This window comes from Aminobacterium sp. UBA4987 (genome assembly GCF_002396985.1).
Taxonomy (GTDB): domain Bacteria; phylum Synergistota; class Synergistia; order Synergistales; family Aminobacteriaceae; genus Aminobacterium; species Aminobacterium colombiense.
In genome coordinates, this window is record NZ_DGZF01000009.1 from 344,497 (window position 1) to 361,466 (window position 16,970).

Below are 16,970 nucleotides of genomic sequence, written 5' to 3' on the forward strand. Positions count from 1 at the left end.
ACTTAAATGATAAGGAGTAATAAAATGGGGACACAGCAGATTCCTGAGATTTTGCAAATTGCACGCCGCATTACAGATGTTACTCGAGAGAAGATCCTTGATGGCGAAATAGAGGAGGGCCAGCGCCTTACAGAATCGTTTTTGGCAGATATGTTTGGGGTAAGCAGGTCACCAATCAGAGAAGCGTTGAGAATGTTGGCCCATGAGGGGTTTGTTGAACTTTTACCCTATCGTGGCGCAAGGGTTTCTGTAATACGCCTTAAAAATGTTCATGAACATTATCAGCTCAAAGCCATGCTGGATGGCTACGGTTGTTATGCAGCAGCTCAGAAGCTCACTGAAGAGGATTTTGCGACTCTAGCCAATAACATCGAAGAATCCCGTTGTTGCATCGAAGAAGGTGACTTTGAGGGGATGGTTTCTGCCAATACGGCCTTCCATAGCCTGATTATAGAGTCAATAGATAACAGCCTTTTATCTCAATACTACAACAGCATTTCACAAAATCTCAGGAGATATGCGGAACTTTCCCTTGGCAACATTGATCGATGGGGAGATGTGATAGATGGCCATAAGGCTATTTATGATGCATTGCTCAATAAGGATGCAGTCGGAGCGTTTGAAGCGGCAAACAAGCATGCCTTTGAAGCCATGGATCGCGTTACACATCAGATCGGCAAGAAAAATAAATAAATTGTTGTTTTAGTGCTCTTTTGCGCACAACGATGTGTGCAAACGTTTTTGGAAAAACATAAGAAGAGGAGAACGATATGACGCGTATTACCTTGATACCAGGGGATGGAATAGGCCCAGAAGTAGTTAATGCAGCCCGCCAAGTCGTTGATGCCCTCAAGCTGGGGATAGAGTGGGAAGAAGTTGCAGCCGGACAGGTAGCAGTGCCGGAATACGGCGAACCGGTTCCCGAAAAAGCCCTGGAGTCTATTCGTCGCAACAAGGTTGCACTTAAGGGTCCCCTTACAAACATTGTGGGGGAGGGATTTAGAAGCCCCAACGTAACGTTAAGAGTCAAGTTGGATCTTTACGCCAACATCCGCCACGCCAAGTACTACGAAGGCGTACGTTCCAACTTTAAAGATCTCGACCTTATCGTTGTACGTGAAAGCACGGAAGACACCTATGCCGGGCAAGAACAGATGCTTAGTGACGACGTAGCTGTAGCCCTGAAATTCATAACAAAAAAAGGCTCGGAGCGGGTAGTTCGTAAGGCTTTTGAGTATGCCATCGCCAATGGGCGAAAAAAAGTAACGGCTTCAGTAAAACCCAATATCTTAAAACTTACTGATGGTCTTTTTCTGAAGACAGCCAGAGAAGTTGCGAAAGATTATCCTCAAATCGAATTCGACGAGGTAATCATTGATGCTTTGTGTATGAGATTGGTACTAATGCCGGAAGCATTTGATGTCATGGTTATGCCCAATGTCTACGGCGACATGGTTTCCGACCTTACAGCAGGTCTTGTGGGTGGCCTTGGTGTGGGGCCAGGAGTGAACTACGGAGATGATATCGCTGTCTTTGAGTCTGTGCATGGGAGTGTTCCCAAATATGCCGGTCAAGACAGAATCAATCCAACCGCTATGATTCTTTCTGCTTGTCTCATGCTTCGCCATCTTGGTTATAGCGAAGGAGCAGACCGAGTGGAGAATGCAGTGGCCACCGTAATAAGGGAAGGCAAGGTTGTAACCCGAGATCTTGGTGGAACTGCGAAAACATCAGAGATGACACAGGCCATAATCCACGCATTGTAATCTGTGATCTAGCCGACATTTAAGATACCGATTAGGAGGTTTGAGCATGCGTTTAGTAACTTTCCAGAAATGTAATACCAACAGACTAGGTGCGCTTGTGGGAGACAAAGTTATCGATCTTAATCTTGCCTACGCCAAACAGCTGTGCAAAGAAGGAGATCCCACTCCCCAGGTAGTAGCGGACGCCCTTTTGCCGTCAGATATGAAGCGTTTTCTCACGAGAGAAGAGAGGGGTATGGATCTTGCCCGTAAAGTGCTTGAGGGCACCATAGATGATAAGGCGGTTTTTGAGCGTTCTGAAGTAAAGCTTATGGCACCTATCACTGATCCAGGAAAAATAATTTGCCTTTCCCACAACTATGTAGATTTTATCGAAGAGACAGGTGTTCCCACACCTGCAGCGCCAAGAATTTTCTCAAAGTATCAGAACAGTGTGTGTGGTCCAGAAGATTGCATTATTAAACCAGATGCCACAGATGAGCTTGGCTATGAAGTTGAAGTGGCCTTTGTGGTCGGCAAACCTGCTCGTTATGTATCTGAGGAAGATGCTTATGACTATATTGCAGGATACACCATCTTCAATGACGTTTCGGCCAGTGATATTACCACCCTCGACAAACAGGTCTTAAGAGGAAAAACCTTTGATACTTTCGCCCCCATGGGGCCTACCCTTGTCACACCAGATGAAGTAGCTGATCCTATGGATCTGAACTTTAAACTCTGGGTAAATGACAAGCAGCTGCAGAGTTCCAATACTAAGAATTTGCTCTATGGAATTCCCAAACTTGTAGCTTTCCTTTCTGAGGTTTTCACCCTTGAACCAGGCGATGTGGTCGCAACTGGAACCCCTGGCGGAATTGCTAAGTTCAGCAAGAATCCCACCCACATGTTCCCCGGCGATGTTTGCCGTATAGAATGCGATGTCCTTGGCGTTCTTGAAAACAAGATTGTTGCGGAGAAAAGATAGGATTAACCGAATAAGATCATTTAGCTTGTTCCCCTGGCTACTATGAAAGCTTTTAGGCTTCTAAATAACTAAGGAGGGAATAAAGAATGGTAAAGAAAAGAGCGTTTGTCGCTGTATTGGTTATGTTTGTTTTTTCCCTGATGTTCGCTGTTTGCGTTGAACCTGCCATGGCAGCTGGAAAGTCAAATTATCCCAGTAAGCCGATAAAGTGGATAGTAATGTGGCAAGCAGGGGGCGGTGGAGACACTGCTAGCAGAATCTATACGAAGTATCTGGAGCAGATTCTTGGACAGAAGATTGTTGTGGAAAACATCACTGGTGGTGGCGGAAGTATAGGATACGCCGCAGCCAAAAATGCCAGACCTGATGGATATACCCTCGTTGTTGTCCAGGGAGATTTACCCAAGTATAAGCCAATGAACCTCGCTCCCCTTGATATCAGTGATTTCGATGTTATAGGAAGTTTCTGCTATCAGTCTCCTGTTCTAGTGGCACAGAGCAAATCACACTGGAACACAGCAATGGACTTCGCTGAAGAAGCAAAGAAGAATCCTGACAAGATGACCATGGGTGTTTCTGATTTAGGCGGAAGCCACCATCAGCCGCTGTTGTTGTGGATGGATCAGGCTGGATTCAGCGCCAAAGCCATAGCGCATGACGGCTCTCCAGCAATGAACGCTGCAATACTGGGTGGACATGTGGATGTAGTCAGCTCTTACATTAGACCCGCCATTCCCTACGTTAATGATGGTGTACTGAAGTTTATCGGTTATTTTGGCAGCGAAAGACACCCTGACTTCCCTGACGTTCCGACATTTAAAGAGCTTGGTTATGACATCGTATGGGAAATTCCTTACGGCATCGGCGGTCCCAAGGGGCTTCCCGAAGATGTGAAGGAAATTCTTGAAGAAGCTAACAAAAAAGTATGGGAAATTCCTGAATTCAGGGCAGAACTTGAAAAGCTGGGACAGTCTGTTTACAAAAAGGATAGTGCAGCATACACAGAGCATCTCTACAAGATGCAGGAAAACATAACCAAGGCTTTAAGTTTGATGCAGAGCAAGTAGCCTTTGACCTTTGACAATAAGCAATTATAAAAGGAGATTCGATAATAAAAAAATAATCTCTCTTTAAGTACGTAAACCTATATAGGCCTGCCTTGCCTTGGCAGAGGTACAGGCAGGCCTACTTGGGAAGAATGAGGTGTTACCATGGTTATTATCGCGGAGTGGGCAGTAGCTCTTTTAACATTTTCTGTGAGTTTGATTTTTTTTGTGCAAACATTTAGTTTTCCTGTTATTAATGCAGATCCAGGCGGTCTTGCTCTTTTTCCGAGAGTTTTTTCCCTTTTTACAGGATCTGGGGCACTCCTTCTTATGATATCACTTTTCAAAAATAATGGCGGATTCTCTTTTGTTTTAGATAGCTTAAGCAAGCTAAGCGTGGTCTGGAGAAAAGATGCTTTAGATGAAGAATCGATTTTAATTCGTAATACTGTCTACGCTTTTTTACTTTGCTTAATATATCCGGCTCTTATTATCACCATAGGTTTTTTGCCTTCAACGATCATTTTCATATTTCTCATAATGAGAGTGCTTGGCAGCAAGGTGTTAAATAGTACTTTATTTAGCGTCGCTTTAGGTGGTGGCTTGTATTATATATTCGCCATTGTTATAGGGGTTTACCTTCCAACAGGCAAGCTTTGGGAATTTTTTTTGAATTGATCTAAGAAGAGAGGTTTTTGAATATGGATGGCATGATCGCACAAGCTTTAGGGATAATATTTCAACCAACCCAAGTTTTACTTCTTGTTGGATCAGTGTTTTCCGGCATAATGGTCGGTGCTGCTCCAGGTCTTACTTCGACCATAGCTATCGGATTGTTGATTCCAGTAACATTCACGATGTCAAAGTACTCGGCTTTCATTATGATGTGCGGAATCTATTGCGGCAGTATATATGGTGGATCCATAACGGCTATCCTCATGAATGTTCCAGGAACACCCACAGCAGCCGTAACAGCGATGGAAGGGTGGCCTATGACTCAAAAAGGTGAGGGCGGCACTGCCTTAGGCTTAGCTACATATAGTTCCTCTATTGGCGGAATTTTCAGTTGTATTGTCCTCATTTTCCTTTCATTGAAGTTGGCACGGATTGCGACTCTTTTTGCAGGGCCGGAGTATTTCTCTCTTTGTCTTCTCGCCATAATAGTAGTATTTACCATGTCATGTAAATCTGTTCTTAAAGGTTTTATAGCAGCATCCTTCGGATTACTGCTTTCTACGGTAGGGCTAGACTTAATCTGTCCTTTCCCAAGATTTACCTTCGGTATTCAAGAACTCACTATAGGTATTCCTGAGGTTCCGGCGACTATAGGGTTGTTATGTGTTGCAGAGGCATTCAGAATGGTGGGGCGCCCTGCTGCTTCCAATATTGTAAGGTGTAAAGTGACAGGAATTTTCTCTGCGTACAAGTACTTGCCTAAAATGTGGTTTAATATTTTGAGGTCCAGTATTATAGGAACCATTATTGGCATACTGCCGGGGCTGGGAGCAACTATGGCTTCCTTTATGGCATATGGCGAAGCTAAGAGAGCTTCCAAGCATCCAGAAGAATATGGCAAAGGTTCTAAGGAAGGTGTTGTGGCAAGCGAAAGTGCAAATAATTCTGTAACAGGTGGGGCTTTGGTCCCTATGCTAACGCTGGGAATTCCTGGTGATTCCAATACCCTGATGATGATGGGTGCTATGCTGATCCACGGATTGGTCCCAGGACCAAGCCTATTTCGTGACCAACTGGATTTGGTTTACGTTATCTTTTTAGCGATGATGATCTCTAATGTGTTGCTTTTGTTGATGGGGTTGTTTTTAGCTAATTTTATAGGCAAGCTAGCCACGATGGTGGATAATAAATATATGATTCCCTTTGTTTTAGTCCTCTCAATAGTAGGTCCCTCTATCAGCTACGGTCACGTTTACTATTTCTGGCTCTCCATTATTTTCGGACTCATTGGTTACTTTTTTGAGAAAGGCGGTTTCCCTGTCCTATCAGTGGCAATGGCCTTGGTTTTAGGTCCAATTATGGAAAAAAGCCTGCGGGCATCTTTGATGTTGCCAGATGCTGGTATAAAGATATTTTTTACCAGACCTTATTCCCTGGCCTTTATAGTAACGGCTATCCTATTCTTAGTATTTAGTGTTAGACGAGAAATAAAAAGTAGGAGATGTGAGGCAGCTTGATAGGCACTTTCTATTATTATTGACATTTCAAAAATAGCCACATAGTAAGAGAAAGGAGAATTTATATGGATGACACAAAGAAGAAAACATTGGAATTTTTGTCCCCTGTCGAAATAGCTAAAGGGAAAATACAGTATGCCCAGGCAATAAAAGCCGGTAACTGGATTTTTGCGACGGGGCACATGGCTACTGATTTTAAACAAGGACTTTCTCCGGAGGTATACAACCCTCGTCTTCCGAGGTCAGGCAAACCTAAAAATGAAAAGGAAACGGATTTCATTTTCAACAGACTCAAATCCTTGCTTTCTAGTGCGGGAAGCGGCATGTCTAACGTGGTACGAGTAGATCAGTACTATACAACTTGGAAAGCAGTAGACCCATATCATGTTGGGAGAAAGGCTGCCTTTGGTGATTACATTCCCCCAAGCACTTCTATTCTGCAAAAGGGGCTTCTTATTGATAATGCAGATATAGAGGTAGAGATGATAGCGGTTGTCCCCAGCGAGGATTTCTCTGTTGAAGCTATTAAACCACCTGAGATAGATGCGCCGGCATCTTCCGGATATGCTCCGGCTGTACGTGCAGGTGACTTTATTTTCGTAGCAGGAATGATGGCGACAAGTGGTAAAGGAAGAAATGAGTGTATACCACCAGAGGCACGTCCTGTACCTGGTTATCTCTGGCGTGGCAAGCAGATAAAACTAGAGACTGAGTATATTATTAAGCATAGACTAGAGCCAGCATTACGAGCAAGCGGTTCATCCCTTGGCAATATCGTTAAGGCTCAGGTATATATGCGAGACATAGAAGATTTCCCCGCCTTCAGAGAAGTTTGGAATAAGTATTTCCCTGAAAACCCGCCGGTAACAACACTTATTCCTACAGCTACTCCAGGCTTCGCAATTTCTGAAGCGGCAATAGAAATCACAGTTTTGGCTCTTGCTGATGGCGGAAAAACCAAAAAAGAAATCATCAAACACGATGTCTTTACAGGATATGAAGATCAGACAGTGGCGATCAGAGCAGGTGATCTTCTCTTTATTACTGGTCTTATGGCCGCTGATGAGAATGGGCTTGCTTTAGGATGCGAAATTGATCCCAGACAGCCCTATTTTGGTTCTTCTGCTCAGAGTCAGATGGAATATATTCTGAACAACGCAGAAAAGATTTGCCAGGCAGCAGGAACTTCTTTGAAAAATGTAGTCCGCATCCAACAGTTCCACACTGATCTTAACGAATTCTACCCTGCTTACCAGAGTTGGCAACATTGTTTACCAGGGCAGGCCCTGCCCTTTTCAGCAGTTGAAGTTCCCGCTCCGTTGCCAATTCCAGGGTGCACAATTTTGACTGATCTCTGGGTTTACGCACCGTAATTTTCTGGGGTTTTACAGAACATTTAGATCAAAGTTCCTTTTTATGTTTCCGGGAGAGTTTTCTTCCCGGAAACATTTTTGTCGGTAACCGTAGAAAAACTTTTATGGCGCGGACACGTATTTATACGTACAATCTGACGGAATTTTAGGTTTAAGGAGGGATTGCCTTGAAACTTTTACTGCAAATGTTCATTGTATGCGTCATTTTCTTTATTGGTCAAAGTATTCAGGTCTTATCAGGCATTCCCATCCCTGGAAGTGTTATAGGGATGATACTTTTATTTGTCCTTATGTATTATAACGTTATTTCTGCTGAATCGTTAAAGGATCTAGCCGACTTTTGCCTGGGAAATCTGGCGTTTTTCTTTGTGCCTGTTGTTGTCGGTGTGGTAGCGGCCAAAGAAAAAATACTTGGTGTTGTTCCACAGCTAATTTTCATAATTGTTCTTTCTACGTCTCTTGTTATGGTAGCAACGGGCATAACAGCACAGTACCTTCTTCGAAGAAAAGAGGAAAAGTCCAGTGGCAGTCTTTAAAGAAATATTTCAAACCCCTCTTTTTGCCATAGTTCTTACCATTGGCACTTATCTTTTGGGGTGCTGGATTCGTGACAAAGCAAGATTTGTCCTCTTGCCTCCAGTAGTATTTTCATCTCTAGTGATCGGCATTACTCTGACATTTACTGACTATAGCTATGAAGAATATAGGCGCGGTGGAGATGTTATCGCTATGTTGCTCGGTCCGATTACTGTTCTCTTAGCAGTGCCCATATACCGTGAATTGTCACGATTAAAAGCTATTCTGAAACCGATAATGCTTTCTATAGTTGCAGGGGTTCTCACTTCTTTTGTCTGTATTTGGTTTTTATGCTGTTTTTTAAATCTTAACAATGATTTTTTTCTGTCTCTGGTTCCTAAATCTGTGACAGCCCCTATAGGAATCGAAATAGCCCGCATTATTGAGGGTATAGTTCCTGTTACAGTGTTTTCTATTATTATTACGGGAGTAACTGGTGCTATTCTGGCGCCCATTCTTTGTAAAATAGCTGGGATTCATCATCCGATTGCTCGAGGTCTGGCCATTGGGTCTAGTTCTCATGCTATAGGGACGAGCCGGGCTTTCGAGATGGGAGAGACAGAGGGTGCCTTCAGCAGCCTTGCTACAGGCCTTTGTGGCGTTGTTACTGTAATTGTGGTGCCTCTTCTCTTGTGGGTTATTCCATTCTTTAAAATGTTATGAGAAGCGTGATTCTGAAGTGGGAACACCCTTTTGTGGGAAAAGCTCTCTTTTTTCTCCTAGTTTTTTGTAGATTTGGTCAGAGCGTATCAGTTTTAATGGAGAGTTCGGCATAAAGAGTGCGAGTGCAAGGATGAATGTAGCGAGCTCCGCTAATGGAACAGCCATATATATCCCCTTGTTGCCAAGGAAAAGAGGAAGTATATATAGCAGCGTTGCTGGTGCTACGAGACTTCTCGATATGGCGATAAATGCTGAGTGTACCGGCTTTTGCATAGCAGTAAAATATGAAGAAAAGACGATATTGATTCCAATAAGCAAAAAAGCTGGCCAGAAGTGAGCTATAAAATCACGGGCAATGCATATTGTTATTTCTGCTTCTGAGTTTGTAAAAAGCTTAATCATTGAGTTTGGCATCAGAAGTAGAATGCTCACAATAAGGATACCTAAAAAAGTAACTGTTCCGCCTGCTATCCATAAGAAACCCTTGATTCGCTTAGCTTTTCCAGCACCAAAATTTTTACTGATAATTGGCTGTATGGCATCGCCGATACCATAACATGCCATAGAGCCAAGGTAGAGTATGTAGTTGACAATTGTATAAGCAGCAACACCGGCTACCCCTAAACGCCTGATCATGATTCTGTTAAAGAGGAACGTAAGAAATCCAGCTGAAATTTCGTTGGCAAATTCAGAGAACCCGTTATAGGCAGCTCGGACAATTTCTTTCCATGAGCCTCCTCGCATACTAAAGCGCAATTTCCCCTTTTTTTGTAAAAAATGGGGAAACAGCATGCTGAGGAGGGTGATTTGAGAAAGTCCCGTCGCGAAAGCAGCTCCCTGTATACCCCAACGAAGTTTTACGACAAAAAGCCAATCAAGGGAAACATTTACTATGGCACCTACAGTCATAGCAACAGCAGCAAGAAGCGGTCTGCCGTCAACTCTTACGAAATATGAAAGACAAATTCCTGTAACTGAAAAAGGGATAAATAGGGTTAAAATTGATGCATAAGTGCGCACAGATGGAGCAATGGCAGGGCTTGCACCCAGGAGTACAACTAATTGGTCCACTCCTATTATTGCTGTGAAACAGACTCCCACTGCGAAAAGAAGGGTCGCCAGAAGAGTTTTTGTAAAAATGGCCGATGCTGTCTGAACATCGCCGGCTCCGAGATATTTGCCGCAGGAAACTGATCCTCCAATACCCATCATAAACGCCACTCCTCCCACAAGAATAACAAAAGGGAGTGTCAGCGTTACTGTAGCCAAGGCGGCCTCGCCATCCATGTTTCCTAGAAAAGCGGCATCGATGGCACTGGCCGAGGAAACCGCCAACATTCCTACGACCGTCAGCGAGGAATAGTACAGGAATACCGAGAAAATACTCCCTCGCAGCGGATCGAATGTGTATTTCAATATTTTCTACATCCTTTCTGGGAAATACAAAGAAAAGAAATCTGTTTAGTGGATACAACGCAATTGAATATAAATATCTATTTCATTATATACAAAAAACCATTATACGTGAAATGTAGAAAAATTCAACCGAAGGCCTCCCACAGGAGGTTGATCGTAGGGTACGCCTAAAAACTTAATAACGCTTTCTACCCTTACCGCAAGAAGTGGATTTACAGGGAGTTTTGCAGATACAGAAATAGGGGGGAAAAATAAAAAGGCAAGAGTGGCAATACATAAGTTGTGCTACTATTATTACTCATATTAAAACATAATTTTCATTTATTAAAGGAGGTAGTGCCATGAAAAAGGTTTGTCAAAATTGTGGAATGCCTCTTGAAGACCCCTCTCTTCTAGGTTCGGAAAGAAACGGAAGCCTTTCCCATGACTATTGTATTTATTGCTACAGAAACGGGGCTTTTGAGCAGCCGCGTATAACTATAGACGAGATGATAGAAAAGTGTATCCCCTTCATGGTGGCTGAGGGTTTCGACAAAGAAAAAGCACGGCAAATGCTTTCTGAGTTTTTACCAAGGCTCCATAGGTGGCGAAGTCACTAATCAACAAATAGAACAATAAGCAACATTATCTCTTAATGTTCTGTTATTATACTCATAGTAAAATTATAGCCTTATAGCCTGAAATGGAGGTTTTTTTTAGTGGCTGAGAGTACCGTAATACTGTTCGCTCTATTTTTCGTTTTTATGTTCATACTTTCGGCTTTTTTTTCAGCAAGCGAGACAGCTTATTCCAGTGTTAATAAAATACGTCTTAAACGGTTTGTAGAAGAGGGACGTAAAGGCTCTAAAAAGGCGCTCGACCTTGCAAAGGATTTCAACAAAACGATTTCTGCGATCCTCATTGGCGGGAATATCGTTGATATTGTCATGACCTCTGCGGCGGCAGGCATCCTTTCTGTTTTGATGGGGCCTATCGGCGCGGTTTATGCAACACTTCTCATGACTGTTCTCATCATCCTTTTTGGAGAAATACTTCCCAAGGCTTTTGTGAAGGATAAGGCTGAAAACTTTGCTCTCGGTGCTGCAGCCTGGGTGTATTTTTTTGTTTTTCTTCTTTCCCCCCTTACATGGCTTACAACAAATCTGTCTAATTACCTGCGGGGCAAAAGCAGAACAGCCGCCTTGCCCAGCGTCACCCATGATGAATTGTTAAGTATTGTAGAAACCATGGGAGAAGAAGGAGAATTGCCTGAGGTCGAAAAGGATATTATAGGTAACGCAGTGAATTTCTCAGAGATAGAAGTCTGTGAAATACAGACTCCACGAGTGGACCTTTTTGCGTTAAATGTGAATGAGCCCCTCGAGAATGTAAAAAATCTTATGCTGAAGAATCATTATTCCCGTGTTCCAATATATGAAGGAACCTTTGACAATATCATTGGCATTCTCAACGAAAAAGATTTTCTGAACCATTATATCAATGACAAGCATGTTGACCTTCGTTCTATTATGGCTCCGCCACTGCTGATAGCAGGCAGCGCCACCTTAATGGACGCATTAAAGATGTTGCAAAGGAATAAAGCCCACCTTGCCATTGTTTTAGATGAATATGGCGGTACATCCGGGATTATTACCCTTGAAGATATTTTAGAGGAGCTAGTAGGCGAAATATACGATGAACACGACGATTTCAAGGAATATTATACCCAGGTAGAAGAAAATATCTATCTAGCGAGCGGTGATGCCTACCTGGAAGAACTCTTTGAAAAGTTTCTCCGGATGCCCTACACCCCCGAAAGTGAATCCAGTACATTGAGCGGGTGGCTTTTTGAACAGTTCAAGACTTTGCCAGCAGTTGGAGCTGCCCTTGAATGGGGACCTCTTCGCTTTGAGGTTGTAAAAGTAATGGGGCAGCGCATAGACAAGGTGCGTATTGTTAAAAATCCCAATTACACTTTTGATGAAGAAGGGGAAGACGATAGCGTTTTAATGTTATGAAAAAGGAGGCAGTATAATGCTGCCTCCCTGCAAAATACCCAGTCCATTTATTCTTCTATGTGGATTGCTTCGACTGGACACTGATCCGCCGCATCGCGAGTGCAGCCTTCTGATGATTGAGGAATGGGCTCTATTTTTGAAAAAGCCTTGCCATTCTCATCTAGTTCAAAAACAGAATCACACAGAGAAACACATAACCCGCACCCGATGCACATATCTTGATCAACATATGCTTTCATAAGTTTTCCTCCTTTGTGTCATGCTATTTCCCTTAACAAAGTTGCTCTCAGTGTCTTTTATAATATTATTAAAGCATGATTTTTACAAAAATATCAAGCGGAAAAGCCAGGTGGGGACCTTTCCGCTTTCTTGAGGAGAATCAACGGACTGAAGTGTCAGTGTCCATATTGTGAAGTACAATATACTTATCTATTGCGCAAGTGCGTAACACGAAACAAGAAAAAAGTAACACGTATATATTACAGGTTTCCCGTAAAATGGTCAACTGAAGAATGTTTTTTTGAGGTGATGAAAGTGTTTGATCTGCCATTGATATTTCTTGTAACGTCAATACTCCTTCTATTAAGCATATTTTCGAGCAAACTGGCAGAACGGTTTGGTTTCCCCGCTCTTTTGACCTTCCTCGCAATTGGAATGCTCGCTGGCTCTGATGGTCCGGGAGGTATTCAATTCGATAATGCAGCTGCGGCCAACATGGTAGGCAGCGTAGCCCTTGCTTTTATTCTTTTTGCAGGAGGTCTTGACACTCATTGGTATAACATTAAACCAGTATTAGTGAGAGGTGTTGTCATGGCTACTATTGGAGTAGCCTTGTCAGCTATTGTTATGGGACTCTTTGTTTGCTGCATACTAGGCTTTTCGTGGCAAGATGGCTTGCTATTAGGTTCTATAGTGTCTTCAACAGACGCAGCTGCTGTTTTTGCTGTGCTTCGCTCTCGAAGGGTCAGCTTGAGAGACAATCTACGCTCACTTTTAGAGTTTGAATCTGGAAGCAACGACCCCATGGCGATTTTTTTAACCCTCGCCGTACTTCAGGTTATTTCTCAAAACACCATGAGCTGGACAGAGCTTCTTCCAAGGTTTGTGGTACAAATGATTTTCGGGGGAGTGGCAGGTTGGTTGTTAGGCAGAGGAGCAGCAAAGCTTATGAACCGGATTCGTCTGGATTACGAAGGGCTCTATCCTGTACTTGGAGCTAGCATAGTCCTCTTGACCTATGGTCTTGTTGAAAAAATGGGCGGAAATGGTTTTTTGGCAGTCTATGTATGTGGTCTTATATTAGGAAACAGTGATTTTATTTATAAAAAAAGCCTGATTCGTTTTCACGATAGCATGGGATGGTTGATGCAGATTATCATGTTTTTAGTTTTAGGGCTGCTCGTTTTCCCCTCCCAGTTGCCACGTGTGGCCAAAGATGGGCTTTTGAGCGCGGCTTTTCTAATGGTTGTGGCTCGACCTGTGGTTACTTATTTGACACTCATTGGAAGTTCCTTTTCTTTTAGCGAGCGAACCTTGGCGGCATGGGCTGGTTTGAGAGGGGCAGTTCCTATTGTTTTAGCAACTTTCCCCCTTCTTTTGGGCCATCCAAAGTCTAATGAGATATTCAATATGGTTTTCTTTATTGTGTTAACATCAGTTTTGCTTCAAGGAATGACTCTCATGCCCCTTGCCCGTTTTTTAAAGGTGGACAAACCCTTAGAATATCGCCCGAGATACCCTTTGGAATTTGACAAAACCGAAAACGATGTACGAAACGAAACGCGAGAGCTTGATATTCTTCCTGGAACAGCAGTGGTTGGAAAAACTATAGGTGAGTTGTATTTTCCTCCAGGTGCTTTAATTCTCCTCGTGAGAAGAGATAAAAACTTTCTTGTCCCTCGTGGACAAACAGTACTAGAGCCATATGATACGCTGCTTGTGTTGGGAGAGCCAGAGGCATTGAAGAAGGCACGAGAAGTGATAACAAGACGGGAGATTGACAACGAAAACGAAATATAAAAAGCCCGGCTCCTTTATGCCGGGCTCATTTCTATCGCTTCCACGTTGCTGGAACACATAAAATAAGGACTGTGTAAAGTTCTAGTCGCCCCAAGAGCATACAGAAGGATAGAATCCATTTGCCTATATCAGGGATCAGTGCGTAATTCTTAGTTGGCCCGACAATGGCCAATCCTGGTCCGATATTTCCAAGGGTAGCTGCTACGCCTGATATAGCAGATACTAAGTCTAACCCAAGGCCTGTCATAAGCAGAGTTGCCAAGGTGAAAAGACCAATATAAAGAAGAAAAAAAGCTGTTATGGAGCCCACTATTTCTTTAGAGAGTGTCCGATCTCCAATTTTGGTATGGATAATGGCTTTGGGATGAAGTAGTCTATAAAGTTCTGTATAGGCGTGGCGAACAAGAACCATTATACGTAAGTTTTTGATGCCGCCGCCTGTGGATCCGGCACATCCCCCGATAAACATGAGTATAAGAAGCAAAAACTGAGTAAAAATAGGCCAGAGTTCATAATCAGCAGTGACGAAGCCTGTTGTTGTAATGATACTAACGACCTGGAAGGCGGCATATCTTAAAGCTTCAAATATGTTGCTATAAATCCCTTTTCTTAGAAGAAGGATAGTAATAATGAAGGTGCAGCATGTCGTGATAGAAAAATAGACACGAAACTCGCCGTCTTTCCACCATGCATCCCATTTCCCTTGAAGAAAATGATAATGAAGGGCAAAGTTGCTACCAGCTAAAAACATAAAAATGGTAATGACCCAGTCGATATAGGCATTTCCATAATGGGCGACGCTTGCGTTTTTAGGAGAAAAACCACCTGTAGCCATGGTTCCGAATGTGTGGGTCAGAGCATCAAATAGGTTCATCCCTCCACAGAGTAATAAAATAGACTGCAGTGCAGAAAGAAAAATATAAACCCCCCATAGAAGTAGAGCCGTTTGTTGAATTCGGGGTGTCATCTTTTCAGGAATAGGTCCGGGAACTTCAGCTTTATAGAGTTCCATTCCACCCACTCCAATAAAGGGCAAAATGGCAAGGCTGAGAACTATAATTCCCATTCCGCCAAGCCAATGGGTAAGATCACGCCAAAAAAGAATGCCCCTTGGTTCTGCTTCAATATTTGTGAGTATAGAGGCGCCGGTAGTGGTAAATCCCGACATGGCTTCAAAAAAAGCATCAGTAAATGTTGCTGCAGTCCCATTTAAAAGATAGGGAAGACCTCCGATAATTGAGGCTGTAACCCATGAAAGAGTTACAACGGCAAAAGCTTCCCGTATTCCAATGTCTTGAAACGAATCTTTCCTGCCCCATATATAGAGGAAGGCCGCAATTAAAAAACCAATGGCAATTGACACTGAAAAAGCCTTAACATCCGGGGTTCCGTCGAGAAATGCCCAGAAAAGCGGCCAGAACATAAAAATCGAGATCATAGAAGATAGGAGGGCAAGTACCCGTGCCACGAGTCGGAGTTTCATCGTTACTTTACTCCAAGTTTTTCTACTGCCAAGGGCATCATTTCAGAGGAGGCGAAAATAGTCACTAGGTCTCCTTCGTGTAAAATAGTATCACCAATAGGGACGAAGACCTCCTTGCCACGGCGGACAAGGGCAAAAAGCATTCCTTTAGGCAGATTCATTTCTGCCAAGGAAAGACCAGAAAGCGGGCTTCCTACAGGAATATGAGCCTCAAGCATTTCTGCGTCAACCTTATCGAGAAGTGAAAGCGTACCTGCTCCTGAGGGGTATCGAACGTTGCTCATAATTACGGATGCGAGAGCCTGGTTAGGATTTACCATGGAGTCCACCGAGATGTAATTATCGAGGCGCATATACATTTGTTTTCGGACGACGGCTATGGTTTTTTTAGCCCCCAATGCTTTCCCAACAACTCCTAAAAGAATATTGGTTTCATCGCTTTCGGTTGCGGTAACGAAGCCATCCACTTCTTCTATCCCTTCTTGTCTGAGGAGTGTTTCATCGGCGCCATCTCCACACAACACAAGGGTGCGCTGTAATTCGGTGGCTATGCGCTCGCACTTTTCTTTGTTATGGTCAATAAGATGGATATCCACATTTCTATATTGGGATTCGAGGCGGTGTGCAACCTGAAATCCCAGCTTTCCTCCACCAATTATAAAAACCCTGCGAAGGGGAGTACTCTTTTTCCCTGTAAAAACTTCTTCCAGCTTCCAAACCTGGTCTTTTCTTATGACTGTGAAACACAGATCTCCTTCTTGTAAAACATTGTCGCCATATGGCACAAAACCCTTGCCATTACGCTTCACGTACACAATGATAGCTGTAACATGAGGGTATCGAACACGGAGCTGTTTCAAACTAGCACCTGCGAGAGGTGATTTAAGGGCAATGGGGAATGCGTAAATGCCGGCGACCCCTTCGAGAAGTTCCGCTGTTTCCACTGCAGAACTGACAGTGAGGAGCTCTATGATTTGGCGCGAAACAGATCTTTCTGGAGAGCTCATTACGTCAATTCCCAAGTCTCGTGCCCACGTTGGGCTGTCTGTGTACTCCAATCCCCGCGCTCTCGAAATAACTCGTTTTACGCCTGCCCTTTTAGCGATCCAGCAAGCCATAATATTCACTTCATCGCGATTTGTACACGCAACAAGAATATCTACAGAACAACCAGCAACTACACCGGCTTCTTCTAGTACGGAAGGACGTGAACCATTCCCTCGTATCGTGATAACATCTAGCTCATTGTCTACTTTTAGAGCTCTTTCTTCGTCTTCTTCTATAACAGTAATATCATGACCTTCAGTGGAGAGGCTTTTCGCAACGTGATACCCAACTTCTCCTGCTCCTACTATAACTATACGCATAAAATAATCCCTGCTTCCAAAATATTCTGAGTACTCCCAAGCCATACTATCAAAGCTTTGAAGAAACGCAACTGTTATAAAGCTGACCTTAAGGTCAGCTTTATA

16 protein-coding genes are annotated in these 16,970 nt (G+C 43.3%); 12 read left to right on the forward strand and 4 right to left on the reverse strand.

Annotated features, from left to right (window positions below):
• The first annotated feature begins 24 nt into the window (after nucleotides 1–24).
• The 9 genes from B2U56_RS05730 (at nucleotide 25) to B2U56_RS05770 (ending at nucleotide 8,583) form a co-directional block, all read left to right on the forward strand.
• Nucleotides 25–693, forward strand: a complete 669-nt coding sequence (locus tag B2U56_RS05730) for a GntR family transcriptional regulator (RefSeq protein WP_286952742.1) — start codon at nucleotides 25–27, stop codon at nucleotides 691–693.
• A gap of 77 nt (nucleotides 694–770) precedes the next feature.
• Nucleotides 771–1,766 carry an isocitrate/isopropylmalate dehydrogenase family protein gene (locus tag B2U56_RS05735; RefSeq protein WP_013048683.1) on the forward strand — a complete coding sequence of 332 codons (996 nt, stop codon included), beginning with the start codon at nucleotides 771–773 and terminating at the stop codon, nucleotides 1,764–1,766.
• Nucleotides 1,767–1,812: 46 nt separating this feature from the next.
• Nucleotides 1,813–2,733, forward strand: a complete 921-nt coding sequence (locus B2U56_RS05740; protein WP_013048682.1) for a fumarylacetoacetate hydrolase family protein — start codon at nucleotides 1,813–1,815, stop codon at nucleotides 2,731–2,733.
• An 86-nt stretch (nucleotides 2,734–2,819) separates the two neighbouring features.
• Nucleotides 2,820–3,800, forward strand: a complete 981-nt coding sequence (locus tag B2U56_RS05745) for a tripartite tricarboxylate transporter substrate binding protein (RefSeq protein WP_286952743.1) — start codon at nucleotides 2,820–2,822, stop codon at nucleotides 3,798–3,800.
• 144 nt (nucleotides 3,801–3,944) lie between these two features.
• Nucleotides 3,945–4,457, forward strand: a complete 513-nt coding sequence (locus B2U56_RS05750; protein ID WP_213700037.1) for a tripartite tricarboxylate transporter TctB family protein — start codon at nucleotides 3,945–3,947, stop codon at nucleotides 4,455–4,457.
• Nucleotides 4,458–4,480: 23 nt separating this feature from the next.
• Nucleotides 4,481–5,971, forward strand: coding sequence for a tripartite tricarboxylate transporter permease (locus B2U56_RS05755; RefSeq protein ID WP_286952744.1), 1,491 nt, complete (start codon nucleotides 4,481–4,483; stop codon nucleotides 5,969–5,971).
• Nucleotides 5,972–6,036: 65 nt separating this feature from the next.
• Nucleotides 6,037–7,344: a RidA family protein gene (locus B2U56_RS05760; RefSeq protein WP_286952747.1), complete on the forward strand. Its 1,308-nt coding sequence runs from the start codon at nucleotides 6,037–6,039 to the stop codon at nucleotides 7,342–7,344.
• A gap of 167 nt (nucleotides 7,345–7,511) precedes the next feature.
• Nucleotides 7,512–7,880, forward strand: a complete 369-nt coding sequence (locus B2U56_RS05765; RefSeq protein ID WP_286952748.1) for a CidA/LrgA family protein — start codon at nucleotides 7,512–7,514, stop codon at nucleotides 7,878–7,880.
• Nucleotides 7,867–8,583 (forward strand): LrgB family protein, encoded by a 717-nt coding sequence (locus tag B2U56_RS05770; protein WP_286952750.1) that lies wholly within the window; start codon nucleotides 7,867–7,869, stop codon nucleotides 8,581–8,583. Before B2U56_RS05765 ends, B2U56_RS05770 begins: the two co-directional genes overlap by 14 nt.
• On the opposite strand, the gene B2U56_RS05775 is transcribed toward B2U56_RS05770, so the two are convergent.
• Nucleotides 8,578–9,999 (reverse strand): MATE family efflux transporter, encoded by a 1,422-nt coding sequence (locus B2U56_RS05775; RefSeq protein WP_286952751.1) that lies wholly within the window; start codon nucleotides 9,997–9,999, stop codon nucleotides 8,578–8,580. The genes B2U56_RS05770 and B2U56_RS05775 overlap by 6 nt on opposite strands.
• A gap of 341 nt (nucleotides 10,000–10,340) precedes the next feature.
• Here B2U56_RS05775 and B2U56_RS05780 point away from each other — a divergent pair, with 341 nt between their 5' ends.
• Together B2U56_RS05780 and B2U56_RS05785 are read left to right on the forward strand one after the other, a co-directional pair.
• Nucleotides 10,341–10,598, forward strand: coding sequence for a zinc ribbon domain-containing protein (locus B2U56_RS05780; RefSeq protein WP_286952752.1), 258 nt, complete (start codon nucleotides 10,341–10,343; stop codon nucleotides 10,596–10,598).
• Nucleotides 10,599–10,697: 99 nt separating this feature from the next.
• The gene (locus B2U56_RS05785; protein ID WP_286952753.1) at nucleotides 10,698–11,996 is read left to right on the forward strand and encodes a hemolysin family protein; all 1,299 of its coding nucleotides are present in this window, start codon (nucleotides 10,698–10,700) and stop codon (nucleotides 11,994–11,996) included.
• 47 nt (nucleotides 11,997–12,043) lie between these two features.
• Here B2U56_RS05785 and B2U56_RS05790 read toward each other — a convergent pair whose 3' ends face one another.
• Nucleotides 12,044–12,235, reverse strand: coding sequence for a ferredoxin (locus B2U56_RS05790; RefSeq protein ID WP_213700065.1), 192 nt, complete (start codon nucleotides 12,233–12,235; stop codon nucleotides 12,044–12,046).
• A gap of 289 nt (nucleotides 12,236–12,524) precedes the next feature.
• Between B2U56_RS05790 and B2U56_RS05795 the strand changes: the two genes are divergently transcribed.
• Nucleotides 12,525–14,015 carry a potassium/proton antiporter gene (locus tag B2U56_RS05795; RefSeq protein WP_286953107.1) on the forward strand — a complete coding sequence of 497 codons (1,491 nt, stop codon included), beginning with the start codon at nucleotides 12,525–12,527 and terminating at the stop codon, nucleotides 14,013–14,015.
• 31 nt (nucleotides 14,016–14,046) lie between these two features.
• Here B2U56_RS05795 and B2U56_RS05800 read toward each other — a convergent pair whose 3' ends face one another.
• Entirely contained in the window at nucleotides 14,047–15,498 is a 1,452-nt protein-coding gene (locus tag B2U56_RS05800) for a TrkH family potassium uptake protein (protein WP_286952754.1), read from the reverse strand.
• A 2-nt stretch (nucleotides 15,499–15,500) separates the two neighbouring features.
• Nucleotides 15,501–16,865, reverse strand: a complete 1,365-nt coding sequence (trkA, locus tag B2U56_RS05805) for a Trk system potassium transporter TrkA (RefSeq protein ID WP_286952755.1) — start codon at nucleotides 16,863–16,865, stop codon at nucleotides 15,501–15,503.
• Nucleotides 16,866–16,970: the final 105 nt, after the last annotated feature.